The sequence below is a fragment of the Paraburkholderia nemoris genome, assembly GCF_905221015.1.
GTDB lineage: Bacteria > Pseudomonadota > Gammaproteobacteria > Burkholderiales > Burkholderiaceae > Paraburkholderia > Paraburkholderia nemoris.
Genome location: NZ_CAJNBO010000005.1, coordinates 294,668 through 308,964, shown reverse-complemented (window position 1 = coordinate 308,964; position 14,297 = coordinate 294,668). Strand labels below are relative to the sequence as shown.

The window sequence follows — 14,297 nt, the reverse complement described above, 5'->3', positions numbered from 1 at the left end:
TGCATTTTGCTTACATCCCGAAGGAAGTCCTCTTTGAGGACAGTTACCAGGCCGCCTTGCTCGCATGATCCATCACTCGTCCGTTGCTTCGAATCCCGCCGAGCAGGCCATCGCCACGCGCATCGCCGCGGCGATGCCGACCCTCACGCCGATTCATCGGCGCATGGGCGAATACGTGCTGGCGAATCTGTTCCGCGCGGCAACCATGCGAATCGACGAACTGGCGAGTGTGGTCGGCGCGTCGGTGGCGACGGCGAATCGCTTCGCTCGCGCGCTCGGCTTCGACGGTTATCCGCAGTTTCGTGAAGCGCTCGTACGTGGTTTCGAAGCGACGCTTGCGCCGGTAGAACGGCTGCGTAGCGCGCAGGAATCGCTCGCTTCCGGCGACGATCTGATTGACGCGTCGCTCGAACAAGCTGCTACCAATCTGCAATCCACGCGTTCTGCGATCGACAGCGCCGCTGCCAAGGCTGCTGTAGAAGCGATCATTTCCGCGCGTCGTGTCTTCGTGCTCGGCGCGGGTTCGAGCGCGTTCCTCGCGGGCCTGATGGAGCACGGGCTGATGCCGTATCACGATAACGTGCAGTCGCTCGCGTTCGTTGGTGGACCGTCGCATGCCGCGCGACGTCTGTTCGCCTCGAACGACGGCGATCTGGTGATCGGGATCGTGTTTCCGCGTTACGTCGAAGACACGATCGAACTCGCGCGTCGTGCGGCAAGTCGCGGGGCACGCGTGCTTGCTTTGACCGATGGCCCACGCTCACCGCTCGCGCAATTCGCTGATCTCTCGCTCTATATCCGCTCCGAACGGCGACTCGCGGCCAATGCCGATTCAGCCGTGCTGGCCGTCATTGAAGCGCTGTGCGACGCGGTCGCCTACCGGGCGAAACGCTCGGTGAAGGCTGCCGCCGAAGTCACCGAATTCGTGCTGCCGTGGCTCACCGATCCGCAAGCCGCAGTCACCGGCACGAGCGAGCAACCCGCGCACGCTTCTACCCGTACCCCCCGCACTACCAAAGCCAAAAAATGAACACCAACGCAGTCATTGCCATTCACGGCGGGGCAGGCACGATCCTGCGCGCGTCGATGTCGGCCAGCGCCGAAGCCGACTATCACGCTGCCTTGCACGCTGTGCTCAGCGCCGGACAACGCGTGCTCGCCGACGGCGGCAGCGCGCTCGACGCCGTTAGCGAAGCCGTCCGTCTGCTCGAAGACTGCCCGCTCTTCAACGCAGGCCGCGGCGCAGTCTACACAGCGGCCGGCACGCATGAACTCGACGCGGCCATCATGGACGGCAGTACGCTCGACGCCGGCGCGATCTGCTGCGTGACGCGTGTACGCAATCCGATTCTGGCGGCGCGCCGTGTGCTCGAACGCAGCGAACACGTCTTGTTTACCGGCGAAGGCGCCGAAGCCTTCGCGGCCGCGCAAGGACTCGAATTCGTCGAGCCCGAGTATTTCCATACTGAAGCGCGTCATCGCCAATGGCAACTCGCACGCGGTCAGCAGCGCGCGATGCTCGATCACGACGGCGCGACGCTGGCCTCGGCGCCATCGTCGAGCGACGACGATCCCACGCCGCACGAACCGATCGATCCGAACCGCAAGTTCGGCACCGTCGGCGCGGTCGCGCTCGACCAGCATGGCCACGTCGCAGCCGCGACATCGACCGGCGGCGTCACCAACAAGCAGGTGGGCCGGGTCGGCGATACGCCGCTGATCGGCGCGGGCTGCTACGCGGACGACGCAACCTGTGCGGTCTCGACCACCGGTTCCGGCGAGATGTTCATGCGCATGGTGGCCGCCTACGACGTCGCGGCGCAGGTGGCGTACCGCAACGTCTCGCTCGAAGAAGCGGCGCACGACGTGGTGATGAACCGCTTGCCGAAGATCGATGGACGCGGTGGTCTGATCGCCGTCGATGCACGCGGCAACGTCACGCTGCCGTTCAACACCGAGGGCATGTATCGCGGTTTCGCTCGAATCGGCGAGACGCCGGTGACGGCGATCTATCGCTGATGCGGACTTGCTGCGCCGTCGCCTGAACTGCCGCTGAGTTGCCGCTTAAGTTTTCGTTTGAACCACCGTTAGCCGCGTCCGAATCCAAAGGAACCATCGTGCCGACTTCATCGCACACCGCTCGTCCGCTTATCGAAACCTTGCCGCCGCAACGCGTGCTTGCGGTCGACGATCTGTCGGTCGCCTTCCGCAGCGGCGACAAGACCGTCAACGCGGTGCGCAATCTCTCGCTGACGGTCGAGCGTGGCGAGACGCTGGCGATCGTCGGCGAATCGGGCTCAGGCAAATCGGTGACATCGCTCGCGTTGATGCGGCTGATCGAGCATGGCGGTGGGCGCCTTGCCGGCGGCAGCATCGCTTTCCGGCGCCGCGACGGCAGCGTGCTCGACCTCGCGAAAGCGTCGTCCGGCACGATGCGTTCGATTCGCGGCGCCGACATCGCGATGATCTTCCAGGAGCCGATGACCTCGCTCAATCCGGTGTTCACGGTGGGCGATCAGATCAGCGAAGCGATTGCACTGCATCAAGGCAAGAGCCGTTCTGCCGCGCATGCCGAAACGCTGCGTCTGCTCGAACTCGTGCGTATTCCGGAAGCGCGCCGGGTGGCCGCACGTTTTCCGCATCAGCTATCCGGCGGCATGCGCCAACGCGTGATGATCGCGATGGCGCTGTCGTGCAAGCCCGCACTATTGATCGCCGACGAACCGACCACGGCGCTCGACGTCACGATCCAGGCGCAGATCCTGCAATTGATCCGCGGCCTGCAGGACGAGATGAACATGGGCGTGATCTTCATCACGCACGACATGGGTGTGGTGGCCGAGGTGGCCGATCGCGTGCTGGTGATGTATCGCGGCGAGAAAGTGGAAGAGGGTGCGTCGGATACGCTGTTCGCTGCGCCGTCGCATCCTTACACGAAGGCATTGCTTGCGGCGGTCCCGCGCCTTGGCGCGATGCAGGGCACCGATCAACCCGCCAAGTTTCCGATTCTGACCGTCGAGCAGGCGGCGCTCACTGGCACCGACGAAGCCGTTCGTCCCGCGGCCGCCGTCGCGCAAGAAACCCAACCGCTGGTCCACGACAGCACGCCGCCGATTCTGCGCGTGCGCGATCTGGTCACGCGTTTTCCGGTCAAGAGCGGTGTGTTCGGGCGTTTGACGGGCCGCGTGCATGCGGTCGAGAAAGTCAGCTTCGATCTGCGTCCGGGTGAGACGCTCGCGCTGGTCGGCGAATCGGGTTGCGGCAAATCGACGACGGGTCGTTCATTGCTGCGCCTTGTCGAAAGCCAGAGCGGCTCGATCGAATTCGACGGCAAGGAAATCAGCTCGCTCACGGGCCCTGCGCTGCAAGCGCTGCGCCGCAATATCCAGTTTATTTTCCAGGACCCGTTTGCTTCGCTGAATCCGCGCTTGACGGTCGGCTTCTCGATCATGGAGCCGCTGCTCGTGCACGGCGTCGCTCAAGGCGCGGAAGCACAGGCACGCGTGGCGTGGCTGCTCGAAAAGGTCGGCCTGCCGCGTGAGGCCGCAGGCCGCTATCCGCACGAATTTTCAGGCGGGCAACGGCAACGCATCGCGATTGCGCGTGCGTTGGCATTGAATCCGAAAGTCGTTATCGCCGACGAATCCGTCTCCGCACTGGACGTCTCCGTGCAGGCGCAGATCGTCAACCTGATGCTCGATCTGCAGCGCGAACTCGGCGTTGCGTATCTGTTCATTTCGCATGACATGGCGGTGGTAGAGCGTGTCAGCCATCGCGTAGCGGTGATGTATCTCGGCCAGATCGTCGAGATCGGTCCACGCCGCGCGGTGTTCGAAGCGCCGCAGCACCCGTACACGAAGAAGCTGATGGGCGCGGTGCCGGTCGCCGATCCGGCGCGCCGCCACGCGAAACGCATGCTCGCCGCCGATGAGATTCCGAGCCCGATCCGCGCGCTAAACGACGAACCGAGCGTGGCGCCGCTGATCGCGGTCGGACCGGATCATTTCGTCGCTCAGCATCGGGTCGGCGGGGCTTACTAGACGCGAAAGACGCCGCGTACCCATGCGCAGACCTGAACCACGCACTAAACCTGAAGCAAAAACCATTTTCTCTCGCAGCACATAACCCTGTTTCAATTCGCAGCCTGGAGCCAACCTCATGAACCTGCTGGTCCCGTCTTCTCCGTTTCGTTTGCGCGCGCTGGTCAGCGGCGGCGCGGTGGTGTTCGCGATGCTCGCGGGCAGTGTGGCGCACGCCGATACGACGGCCGTGATGGCCGTTGCGTCGACCTTCACGACGCTCGATCCGTACGATGCTAACGACACGCTGTCGCAAGCCGTCGCCAAGTCGTTCTATCAAGGTCTGTTCGGTTTCGACAAGGACATGAAGCTGGTCAACGTGCTAGCCGATAGCTACGAAGCGAGTCCGGATGCCAAGGTTTACACGTTCAAGCTGCGTCATGGCGTGAAGTTCCAGGACGGTACCGACTTCAACGCCGCCGCAGTGAAAGCGAACTTCGACCGCGTGACCGATCCGGCGAACAAGCTCAAGCGCTACAACATGTTCAATCGTATCGAGAAGACCGAGGTGGTCGATCCGTACACGGTGAAGATCACCCTGAAGGCGCCGTTCTCGGCGTTCGTCAACGTATTGGCGCATCCGTCGGCGGTGATGATTTCGCCTGACGCGCTGAAGAAGTACGGCAAGGACATCGCGTTCCATCCGGTCGGCACAGGTCCGTTCGAACTGGTGAAGTGGGACCCGGCTGGCGACCTAACCGTGAAGAAGTTCGCGGGCTACTGGAAGAAGGGCTACCCGAAGGTCGATGCGATCGACTGGAAACCGGTGGTCGACAACAACACGCGAGCTGCGTTGATGCGCACCGGTGAAGCGGACTTCGCGTTCCAGGTGCCGTTCGAACAGGCGGCGCAATTGCAGTCGAGCCCGAAGGTCGATCTGATTGCTTCGCCGTCGATCATCCAGCGCTATATCAGCATGAACGTCAACCAGAAGCCGTTCGACAATCCGAAGGTGCGTGAAGCGCTGAACTACGCGGTCAATAAGGATGCGCTGATCAAGGTCGCGTTCGCCGGGTACGCGACGCCGGCTGAGGGCGTGGTGCCGCAAGGCGTCGAGTATGCGACGAAGCTCGGCCCCTGGCCGTACGATCCGGCGAAGGCGCGTGAGTTGCTGAAGGAAGCGGGCTATCCGAACGGTTTCGAAACGACGCTGTGGTCCGCGTATAACTACTCGACCGCGCAGAAGGTGATTCAGTTCGTGCAGCAGCAACTCGCGCAAGTTGGCATCAAGGCGCAGGTCGAAGCGCTCGAAGCGGGGCAACGCGTCGCCAAGGTGGAAAGCGCGCAGGACCCGGCAACTGCCCCGGTGCGGATGTACTACGCGGGCTGGTCGTCGTCGACGGGTGAAGCGGACTGGGCGATCACGCCGCTGCTCGGATCGGTCTCATTCCCGCCGAAAATGGTCAACACCGCGTACTACAAGAACGACACAGTCGATACCGATCTGAAGCAGGCGCTCGAAACCACCGACCGCACGCAGAAGGCCGCGCTCTATACCGACGCGCAAAAACGCATCTGGGCCGACGCGCCGTGGATCTTCCTCGTCAAGGAGAAGGTCGTGTACGCGCGCAGCAAGCGTTTGTCGGGTGCGTATGTCGCGCCCGACGGCTCGTTCAATTTCGACGAGATCGCGATCAAGTGATGAGCTGACCGTTCGGCGCCGTGTGTTCTTCACGAACGCACGGGCCGGACGGTTGCGTACTGCTCAGAAAGATCTTTCGTTGCCCGCATCATTGCCGGATTGGGTTTCATGCTGAACTTCCTCGTCAAACGTATCTTTGGCCTGCTGCCGACGCTCTTCATCGTCGCCGTGCTGGTGTTCCTGTTCGTGCATCTGTTGCCCGGTGATCCGGCGCGTCTCGCGGCCGGTCCTGAAGCGGATGAGGCGACCGTTGCGCTGGTGCGTGCGGATCTCGGCCTCGATAAGCCGATGCCGCAGCAATTCGCCAACTTCTTCGTGAAGATCGCGCACGGCGACTTCGGCACGTCCACGCGCAGCAAGCGGCCGGTCAGCCAGGAAATCGGCGAGCGTTTCATGCCGACGCTGCTGCTTACGCTCGCGAGCATGGTGTGGGCGGTGGTGCTCGGCATGGGGATCGGCATCGTCTCGGCGGTGTGGCGCAATCGCTGGCCGGACCGGCTTGGCATGACGCTCGCGGTGTCGGGTATTTCGTTTCCCGCGTTCGCGCTCGGCATGCTGCTGATGGAAATCTTTTCAGTGAAGCTCGGCTGGCTGCCGATCGTCGGTGACGGGTCGTGGAAGAGTTACGTGCTGCCGTCGCTCACGCTCGGCGCGGCAGTGGCGGCTGTGATGGCGCGTTTCACGCGTGCTTCGTTCGTCGAGGTGATGAATGAAGATTTCGTGCGCACTGCACGCGCCAAGGGTGTGCCCGAACGGCTCGTGATCATCAAACACTGCTTGCGCAACGCAATGATTCCCGTCATCACGATGATGGGGCTGCAATTCGGTTTTCTGCTGGGCGGCTCGATCGTGGTCGAAGTGGTGTTCAACTGGCCGGGGCTCGGGCGCCTTCTGGTGGATGCCGTGGCGATGCGCGACTACCCGGTGATTCAGGCGGAAGTACTGTTGTTCTCGCTTGAATTCATCATCATCAACCTGGTTGTGGACGTGCTGTACGCCGTCATCAATCCGACCATCCGTTTCAAGTGAGGCCCGCATGAGCATCTCAGCCACCGAGGCGAATGCGGCCAAGGCCGCCCTCGTAGAAAACGCGATCCGTACGCCATGGAGTGAATTCTGGCGAAAATTTCGTAAGCAGCATGTGGCGCTGGGCGCCGGCATTTTCGTGCTGCTGCTGGTTGCGGTTGCGATTCTCGCGCCGCATATCGTGCCGTATGATCCGGAAAATTTCTTCGACTACGACGCGTTGAACGCGGGGCCCTCGGCCGCGCACTGGTTCGGTGTCGATTCGCTGGGCCGCGATATTTTCAGCCGCATTCTGGCGGGTTCGCGTATTTCGCTCGAGGCCGGTTTTCTGTCGGTGGCGATCGGCGCGGTGATCGGCACGTTCTTCGGTTTGCTGGCCGGTTACTACGAAGGCTGGTGGGACCGCATCACCATGCGTGTCGCCGATGTGCTGTTTGCTTTCCCCGGCATTCTGCTGGCGATCGGTGTGGTCGCGATTCTCGGCAACGGCATGATCAATGTGATTTGCGCGGTGGCGATCTTCAGCATCCCGGCATTTGCGCGGCTCGTGCGCGGCAATACGCTGATGCTTAAACAACTCACCTATATCGAAGCGGCGCGCAGTATCGGCGCATCGGACTGGACCATCATCGTGCGGCATATTCTGCCGGGGACGATTTCGTCGATCGTGGTGTACTTCACGATGCGGATCGGCACGTCGATCATCACGGCGGCGAGCCTGTCGTTTCTCGGACTCGGCGCGCAGCCGCCGATGCCGGAGTGGGGCGCGATGCTCAACGAAGCGCGCGCCGATATGGTCACCGCGCCGCATATCGCGCTGTTTCCGAGTCTGGCGATTTTCCTGACTGTGCTGGCATTCAATCTGCTCGGCGACGGTTTGCGCGATGCGCTCGATCCGAAGCTCGACCGGCCATGAGTCTTACCGAAACTGCCGACGAGAACGCGCCGCATATCGGCGTGTTACCGAGCGGCCCACGTGGCACGATTGCCGACGTAGAAGGCGTGACGGTTGGACATTGCACGCTGGATGAAGGCGCTGTGCAAACCGGCGTGACCGTGATTCGTCCGCATTGTGGCGATCCTTTTGTGAGCAAGGTGCCTGCTGCTGCTTCGGTGATCAACGGGTTTGGGAAAAGCATCGGGCTCGTGCAGGTCGAGGAGCTCGGCGTGCTGGAAACGCCCATTGCGTTGACCAATACCTTTGGCGTCGCTGCCGTCGCACAAGCGCAGATTCGCGCTGCCATTCAAGGCAATCCACAAATCGGACGCGAATGGTCGACGGTCAATCCGCTGGTGTTCGAATGTAATGATGGATACCTGAACGATATTCAGGCTTTGGCGGTAGGTGGACGGCATTACAGCGACGCGTATGACGCGGCAAGCGTCGACGTTGCGAGCGGTTCGGTTGGCGCAGGCCGCGGTATGTCCTGCTTCGATCTGAAAGGTGGGATCGGCAATGCGTCCCGTGTTGTTGAGGTAGCAGGGCAGACTTATACGGTCGGTGCGCTGGTGTTGGCGAACTTCGGCCGCCTGCCGATGCTGACGATCGACGGCACGCCGCTCGGTCGCGTGCTCGCCGAACGCGCTGTCACATCAGTGACCTCCGCGGCCTCGGCGAGCTCAGCAGCTTCGCCGACATCAGCGCCTCCCTCAAAACCCGAACAAGGCTCGATCATCATGATCGTCGCCACCGACGCGCCGCTCGACGCTCGTCAACTCAAGCGTCTCTCGTTGCGCGCCGCGGCCGGTCTCGCACGAACCGGGTCGGTGTACGGCCACGGCAGTGGCGACATCGCGTTGGCATTTTCAACGGCCTACACCGTGCCGCACGAATCCGATTTTGTCGCCTTGCCGCCCGTGCTTGCCGACGCGCGCCTCGATGCGCTATTCCGTGCCTGCGCGGACAGCGTCGAGCAAGCGATCATCGATGCACTATGGAGCGCCACTTCGGTGACGGGCCGCGACGGACATCGTCGCCTGTCGCTGCACGACGCCGTATCCGACCTCACTCAACTTCTCAAGCAATCTTCCTGATGAAAGTCCTGATTTCCGTCGACATCGAAGGCGTGGCCGGCGTGTTCCATCCCGAGCAAACGCGCGCGGGCAACGGCGAATACGAAGCCGCGCGCCGCTGGATGACGCTCGAAGCCAACGCCGCAATCGAAGGCGCGTTCGCGGGTGGCGCGACGCACGTGTGGGTCAACGATTCGCATGGCGGCTTTCGCAATCTGCTGCCCGATCTGCTCGATGCGCGCGCCCAGATCGTGCTCGGCAAACCACGCACGCTTGGCATGATGGCCGGCCTTGAATACGGCGCGGCGCTGGTGTTCATGATCGGCTATCACGCGAGATCGCAAACGCACGGCATCCTCGCGCACACGATCAACAGTTTCGCGTTCTCGCGCGTCTCGCTGAATGGTGTCGAAGTCGGTGAAGCAGGATTGTACGGAGCGCTCGCGGAAGAATATGGCGCACAGGTAGCGCTTTTATCCGGCGACGATGTATTCGCCGAGGAAACCGCGCCGCGCTTTCCCGGCGCGCGTTTCGTGGTCACCAAGAGCGCGACCGGCCATGCGAGCGGCGTCACGCAAACACCGCCAAGCGCTCGCGATGCGATCGAAATTGCCGCGCGCGAAGTGGTGCGGCATTACATCGACAAGGGTCATTCGCAGCAAGCTACGCGCGCTGCCGCGAAGCCCGTCGAATGCGAGCTGCGCGTGCAAACGACCGCGCTCGCCGATCTGTTCTGCCAATGGCCGGCGCTCACACGCGTCGACGCCGTCACGTTGCGCTTTGGCGCGGAGTCGGCGGAACATGCGGTGCGCATGCTGAACTGCCTGTCGGCGATGTCGTTCATGCTGCGCTGAACCGTGTGACCGAGGGCGTGACCGGCGACAGCCTACTGTTGCCGGCTCAACTCTCGCGCGGCCCGATCGATCACATCCGCAACCGCCCCCGCATGCGACACCGGCACGAGATGGCTCGATGAGATCGGCACGATCTTCGCGCCCATCCGGTTGGCCATGAACTGTTCGACTTCGGGCGAGATCGCACGGTCCCGCGTCGTCACGATGTACCACGAAGGCTTCTCTCTCCACGCGACCTGGCTGACCGTTTCGCTGAAGGCTCTGGCGGCGATCGGCTGTTGCGCGGCGGAGAGCACGCGCGTCAGATTCTCGGGCACGTCTGCAGCGAAGTCGGCGTGATATTTACTGCGATCGAGCCACAGGAAGCCCGTCGAGTCCGCGGTGATGCCTTGACTCGCGGGCGCCGGCGCCGCGCGCTTCATCAGGTCCATCGTAGATTCGTGCAGGTCCGGTGCAATCGCCGCCACATAGACGAGACCGGCGACGTTCGGCGCGTTCGCGCCGGCCTCAGTAATCACGACACCGCCCCATGAATGTCCTACGAGGATAGTCGGGCCATCCTGACGCGCGAGAACGCGGCGGGTGGCGGCGACATCGTCGGCGAGCGACGTGAGCGGGTTCTGCACTGAACTCACGTGATAACCCTTCTGCTGCAATTTCGCGACGACACCGTTCCAGCTCGACCCGTCGACGAACGCGCCATGAACCAGTACGACGTTGCGTACAGGGCCGGTCATTGGTGCAGCGGGTGGTTTGGCGGCAGTCGCCTTGGGAGTGGCGGGCGTGGCAGGTGTGGCGGCGGGTGTTGCCGGCATTGCGGCTGGCGCCGCGGGTGGCTCCGGTGCTTCCGGTGCGCTTGACTCCATGCCCGGCATGTCGGTCGGTTCTGCCGTGGGCGCCGCGGTTTGCGCGAGGACACCCGCCGCAGCGAAGCAGAGACACAAAGCAGCGGCGCAAAGCAAACGTTTGGGCGACATGTTGAATCTCCGAAGGCAGAAACCTCGACTAGGGCAACATACAGAAGCCCCACGCCAGTGACAATCACTATCCTCGCCGTTAAGTGCGGCGCAGAACCAAGCGCGGGTTGCTCCCAGTATTTAGGTAATATCGGCCGCGGTAAAATTTCAGGTTCTGCCGGGGCAGACCACAAGTCTGATCGGGCGATCGATATCCATACACTGGGGCGCAATTTTGAATAGTGCACAGCAGCAAGACGGCCTGAAGCGCGGGCTTAAAAATCGTCACATCCAGCTGGTCGCGCTGGGCGGGGCGATCGGCACGGGCCTGTTTCTCGGCTCCGCCAGCGTGTTGAAGGCCGCTGGCCCGTCGATGATTCTCGGCTACGCGATCGGCGGCATCATCGCCTTCATGATCATGCGCCAACTCGGCGAAATGGTCGCGCAGGAACCGGTTGCCGGCTCGTTCAGCCACTTCGCGTACAAGTATTGGGGTGATTTCCCCGGCTTTCTGTCCGGCTGGAACTACTGGGTGCTGTACGTGCTCGTGAGCATGGCCGAGCTGACCGCGGTCGGCACCTATGTGCATTACTGGTGGCCGGGCGTGCCCACGTGGGTATCGGCGCTGGTGTGCTTCGCCGTCATCAACGCAATCAATCTCGCCAATGTCAAAGCGTACGGCGAAACCGAATTCTGGTTTGCGATCATCAAGGTGGTGGCGGTGATCGGCATGATCCTGTTCGGCGGCTATCTGCTGATCAGCGGCCATGGTGGTCCGCAAGCGTCGATCAGCAATCTCTGGGCCGACGGCGGCTTTTTCCCGCATGGTTTTCATGGTCTGTTCATGATGCTCGCGGTCATCATGTTTTCGTTCGGCGGGCTCGAGTTGATCGGCATTACGGCTGCTGAAGCGGCTGATCCGCAAAAGAGCATTCCGAAGGCCGTGAATCAGGTGATCTACCGGATTCTGATTTTCTACATCTGCTCGCTGACGGTGCTGCTTTCGTTGTATCCGTGGAATCAGGTCGCGGCTGGCGGCAGCCCGTTCGTGATGATCTTCTCGCAGATCGGCTCGACGCTGACGGCGAACATCCTCAATGTGGTGGTGCTGACCGCGGCGCTGTCGGTCTACAACAGCGGCGTGTATGCAAATAGCCGCATGCTCTACGGTCTCGCCGAACAGGGCAACGCGCCGCGCGCGCTGATGAAGGTCGACCGGCGCGGGGTGCCGTATATGGCGATTGGTTTGTCGGCGCTCGCCACGTTCACCTGCGTGATCATCAACTACCTGATTCCGGCCGAAGCGCTCGGCCTGCTGATGGCGCTGGTGGTGGCTGCGCTGGTGCTGAACTGGGCGCTGATCAGCCTGACGCATCTGAAGTCGCGCACGGCGATGGTGGCAGCGGGCGAAACGCTCGTGTTCAAGTCGTTCTGGTTCCCGGTCAGCAACTGGATCTGCCTCGCTTTCATGGCGCTGATCCTCGTGATTCTCGCAATGACGCCGGGCCTGTCGGTCTCGGTATGGCTCGTGCCCGCGTGGCTGGTCGTGATGTGGGGCGGCTACGTGTTCAAGCGCCGGCGTGCAGCGACGCATGGCGGCGCACAGGTGGCAGGGCGGTAAGACGGGGAGTGGGCGCCGGCGCGGTTGGCGTCGGACCGCCCTATGTCGAGAAGAGCTTCGATATGTGGCGGAACGTCACATATTGCTTATGCAATTATTGCCTAAGCTGATAAGTGCAATGTCGCACGTCAGGAGCCGAACATGAACACCACCATCGAACACGACGCACGTCTGGAATTGTTGCTGTCGATCGCGCATGAAACGCTCGGCATCGCGACGTTCGAACTGAGCGGCAAGCCGAGCGCCGACTTACGCATCGTGCGCGTCGATAGTCTCGCGCGAGCGCTGGAAGCGGCCTACGACGCCGGCCTCATGGTCGGTCATCGAGTGAGTTCGAATAAATGTTCGGCCGACCACCTTCAGTAGTGCGCTTTAGCCGCTTCTCAGAAGGCAACAAAAAACCCCGCGCAGCATGGCTGGGCGGGGTTTTCTGATCTTTATACGGTATTGCTGGAATTTCTTTTGGTGCCCAGGGCCGGAATCGAACCGGCACGCCTTGCGGCGGGGGATTTTGAGTCCCCTGCGTCTACCAATTTCACCACCTGGGCAGGTCTTGCAGCGCACGCGCCAGAGTACGGCTCGCGGCGAAGACGCAGATTATGGCGGAAAATTCGACGACGGGCAAGCCGCTCGCTTTCTTCGCATTCTCAGCCTTTAAACCGTGCGAGAAAATCGTTCGAGCGTTTGGTGACCGAGATAGCGGTCGAACACCATCGCGATGTTGCGCACGAGCATGCGTCCGGCCATCTGCACTTCGAGCTTGCTGTCGCTCACCGACACCAGCCCGTCCTGCTCGAAGCCGCGCAGGCGCTCCAGTTCCGGTTCGAACGTAGCGGCAAAGCGGATACCGTACGCGGCCTCGAATTCGTCGAAGCGCAGTTCCAGATTGCACATCAATTGCGTGATTACATCGCGACGCAAACGGTCGTCTGCAGTGAGGCGCACGCCGCGTGTGATCGCGAGCTTGCCTGCATCGATTGCCGCGGCGTAGCCTGGCAGGTCCTTGATGTTCTGCGCGTACACGTCGCCGACTTTGCCGATCGACGACGCGCCGAAGCCGATCAGATCGCATTCCGCCCGCGTGCTGTACCCCTGGAAATTCCGATGCAGCGTGCGCTGCGCTTGTGCGCGCGCGAGCTCGTCGGTGGGGAGCGCGAAATGATCCATGCCGATGTAGACGTAGCCCGCGTCGGTCAAGCGCTCGACCACCCGTTGCAGGATCGCAAGGCGTACGGCAGGCGAGGGCAGCGTGGCCTCATCCATCTGCCGTTGCATCTTAAAGAGCTGTGGCATGTGCGCATACGCGAACACCGAAAGACGATCGGGCGCGAGTTCGATCATCGTGTCGAGCGTGCGGCTGAAGCTATCGACCGTTTGATGCGGCAGCCCGTAAATCAGATCGACGCCGATCGAGTGGAAGCCCGTATCGCGCGCGGCCTGCATCACCGAAGCAGTCATCTCGAGCGGCTGAATGCGATTGATCGCCTGCTGCACCACCGGATCGAAATCCTGCACGCCGAGACTGAGCCGGTTGAAGCCGAGCATACGCAGATGTGCAATGGTTTCGGGCGACGCTTCGCGCGGATCGACTTCGATCGAATACTCGCCTTCGGTATCGGGCAGCAACGTGAAGTGTTCACTCGCCGCGGCCATCAGTTCCGCCATTTCATCGTGCGACAGGAACGTGGGCGTGCCGCCGCCCCAATGCAATTGCGACACGGGGCGTCGCGTGTCGAAACACGCGGCCTGCAAAGCCATTTCGCGCTTCAGATGTTCGACGTAAGGACGCGCGTGCGCGCGGTTCTTTGTGGCGACTTTGTTGCAACCGCAGTAGAAGCACACGGTGTCGCAAAAGGGGATGTGGAAGTACAGCGAGAGATCGGTGGTAGAGGCACCTGGGTCCGCGGTGGCGCGCAGATAGTCGGCGGGATCGAAATCGTCGCGGAACTGCAAGGCCGTTGGATAGGACGTATACCGTGGACCGTTCGCGCTGTATTTGGCGAGCAGGTCGGGGCGGAATAGCGTGTTGGCAGTGGTCATAGGGCGCTCGGGTTTGACGCCACTCTTGAAGAGGCACGAGCCGGCGGATTCTCGGGACCGGTTCGA

General features: G+C 62.2%; 12 protein-coding genes and 1 tRNA gene. 10 read left to right on the top strand and 3 right to left on the bottom strand.

Annotation, left to right across the window (positions count from 1 at the left end):
- Positions 1–64 precede the first annotated feature (64 nt).
- The 8 genes from KHO33_RS10265 to KHO33_RS10230 all read left to right on the top strand — a co-directional run bounded on the left by KHO33_RS10265 (position 65) and on the right by KHO33_RS10230 (position 9,614).
- Positions 65–1,030, top strand: coding sequence for a MurR/RpiR family transcriptional regulator (locus tag KHO33_RS10265; RefSeq protein WP_054037383.1), 966 nt, complete (start codon positions 65–67; stop codon positions 1,028–1,030).
- Positions 1,027–2,019 carry an isoaspartyl peptidase/L-asparaginase family protein gene (locus tag KHO33_RS10260; RefSeq protein ID WP_200564717.1) on the top strand — a complete coding sequence of 331 codons (993 nt, stop codon included), beginning with the start codon at positions 1,027–1,029 and terminating at the stop codon, positions 2,017–2,019. Before KHO33_RS10265 ends, KHO33_RS10260 begins: the two co-directional genes overlap by 4 nt.
- 98 nt (positions 2,020–2,117) lie before the next feature.
- Entirely contained in the window at positions 2,118–4,040 is a 1,923-nt protein-coding gene (locus KHO33_RS10255; RefSeq protein ID WP_054037379.1) for a dipeptide ABC transporter ATP-binding protein, read from the top strand.
- A gap of 118 nt (positions 4,041–4,158) precedes the next feature.
- Positions 4,159–5,721, top strand: a complete 1,563-nt coding sequence (gene gsiB / locus KHO33_RS10250; protein ID WP_054037378.1) for a glutathione ABC transporter substrate-binding protein GsiB — start codon at positions 4,159–4,161, stop codon at positions 5,719–5,721.
- A gap of 108 nt (positions 5,722–5,829) precedes the next feature.
- A complete protein-coding gene (gsiC, locus tag KHO33_RS10245; RefSeq protein WP_054037376.1) occupies positions 5,830–6,750 on the top strand; it encodes a glutathione ABC transporter permease GsiC in 921 nt (306 codons plus the stop codon).
- 7 nt (positions 6,751–6,757) lie between these two features.
- Positions 6,758–7,663 (top strand): glutathione ABC transporter permease GsiD, encoded by a 906-nt coding sequence (gsiD, locus tag KHO33_RS10240; RefSeq protein ID WP_054037373.1) that lies wholly within the window; start codon positions 6,758–6,760, stop codon positions 7,661–7,663.
- On the top strand, positions 7,660–8,781 hold the full coding sequence (locus KHO33_RS10235; protein ID WP_200564716.1) for a DmpA family aminopeptidase: 1,122 nt from the start codon (positions 7,660–7,662) through the stop codon (positions 8,779–8,781). Before gsiD ends, KHO33_RS10235 begins: the two co-directional genes overlap by 4 nt.
- The gene (locus KHO33_RS10230) at positions 8,781–9,614 is read left to right on the top strand and encodes a M55 family metallopeptidase (protein ID WP_200564715.1); all 834 of its coding nucleotides are present in this window, start codon (positions 8,781–8,783) and stop codon (positions 9,612–9,614) included. The genes KHO33_RS10235 and KHO33_RS10230 overlap by 1 nt, the downstream gene beginning before the upstream one ends.
- Positions 9,615–9,646: 32 nt before the next feature.
- Here the strand turns inward: KHO33_RS10230 and KHO33_RS10225 are convergent, their stop codons facing one another.
- Complete coding sequence (locus KHO33_RS10225) at positions 9,647–10,591, bottom strand: alpha/beta fold hydrolase (protein ID WP_200564714.1); 945 nt, start codon at positions 10,589–10,591, stop codon at positions 9,647–9,649.
- A gap of 214 nt (positions 10,592–10,805) precedes the next feature.
- Between KHO33_RS10225 and KHO33_RS10220 the strand changes: the two genes are divergently transcribed.
- Positions 10,806–12,191, top strand: a complete 1,386-nt coding sequence (locus KHO33_RS10220) for an amino acid permease (protein ID WP_200564713.1) — start codon at positions 10,806–10,808, stop codon at positions 12,189–12,191.
- A 141-nt stretch (positions 12,192–12,332) separates the two neighbouring features.
- The gene (locus tag KHO33_RS10215) at positions 12,333–12,557 is read left to right on the top strand and encodes a DUF6900 domain-containing protein (RefSeq protein WP_054037363.1); all 225 of its coding nucleotides are present in this window, start codon (positions 12,333–12,335) and stop codon (positions 12,555–12,557) included.
- Positions 12,558–12,654: 97 nt separating this feature from the next.
- On the opposite strand, the gene KHO33_RS10210 is transcribed toward KHO33_RS10215, so the two are convergent.
- Positions 12,655–12,739 (bottom strand) — tRNA-Leu (locus tag KHO33_RS10210).
- A gap of 106 nt (positions 12,740–12,845) precedes the next feature.
- Positions 12,846–14,231, bottom strand: coding sequence for an oxygen-independent coproporphyrinogen III oxidase (hemN, locus tag KHO33_RS10205; protein ID WP_200564712.1), 1,386 nt, complete (start codon positions 14,229–14,231; stop codon positions 12,846–12,848).
- Positions 14,232–14,297 lie beyond the last annotated feature (66 nt).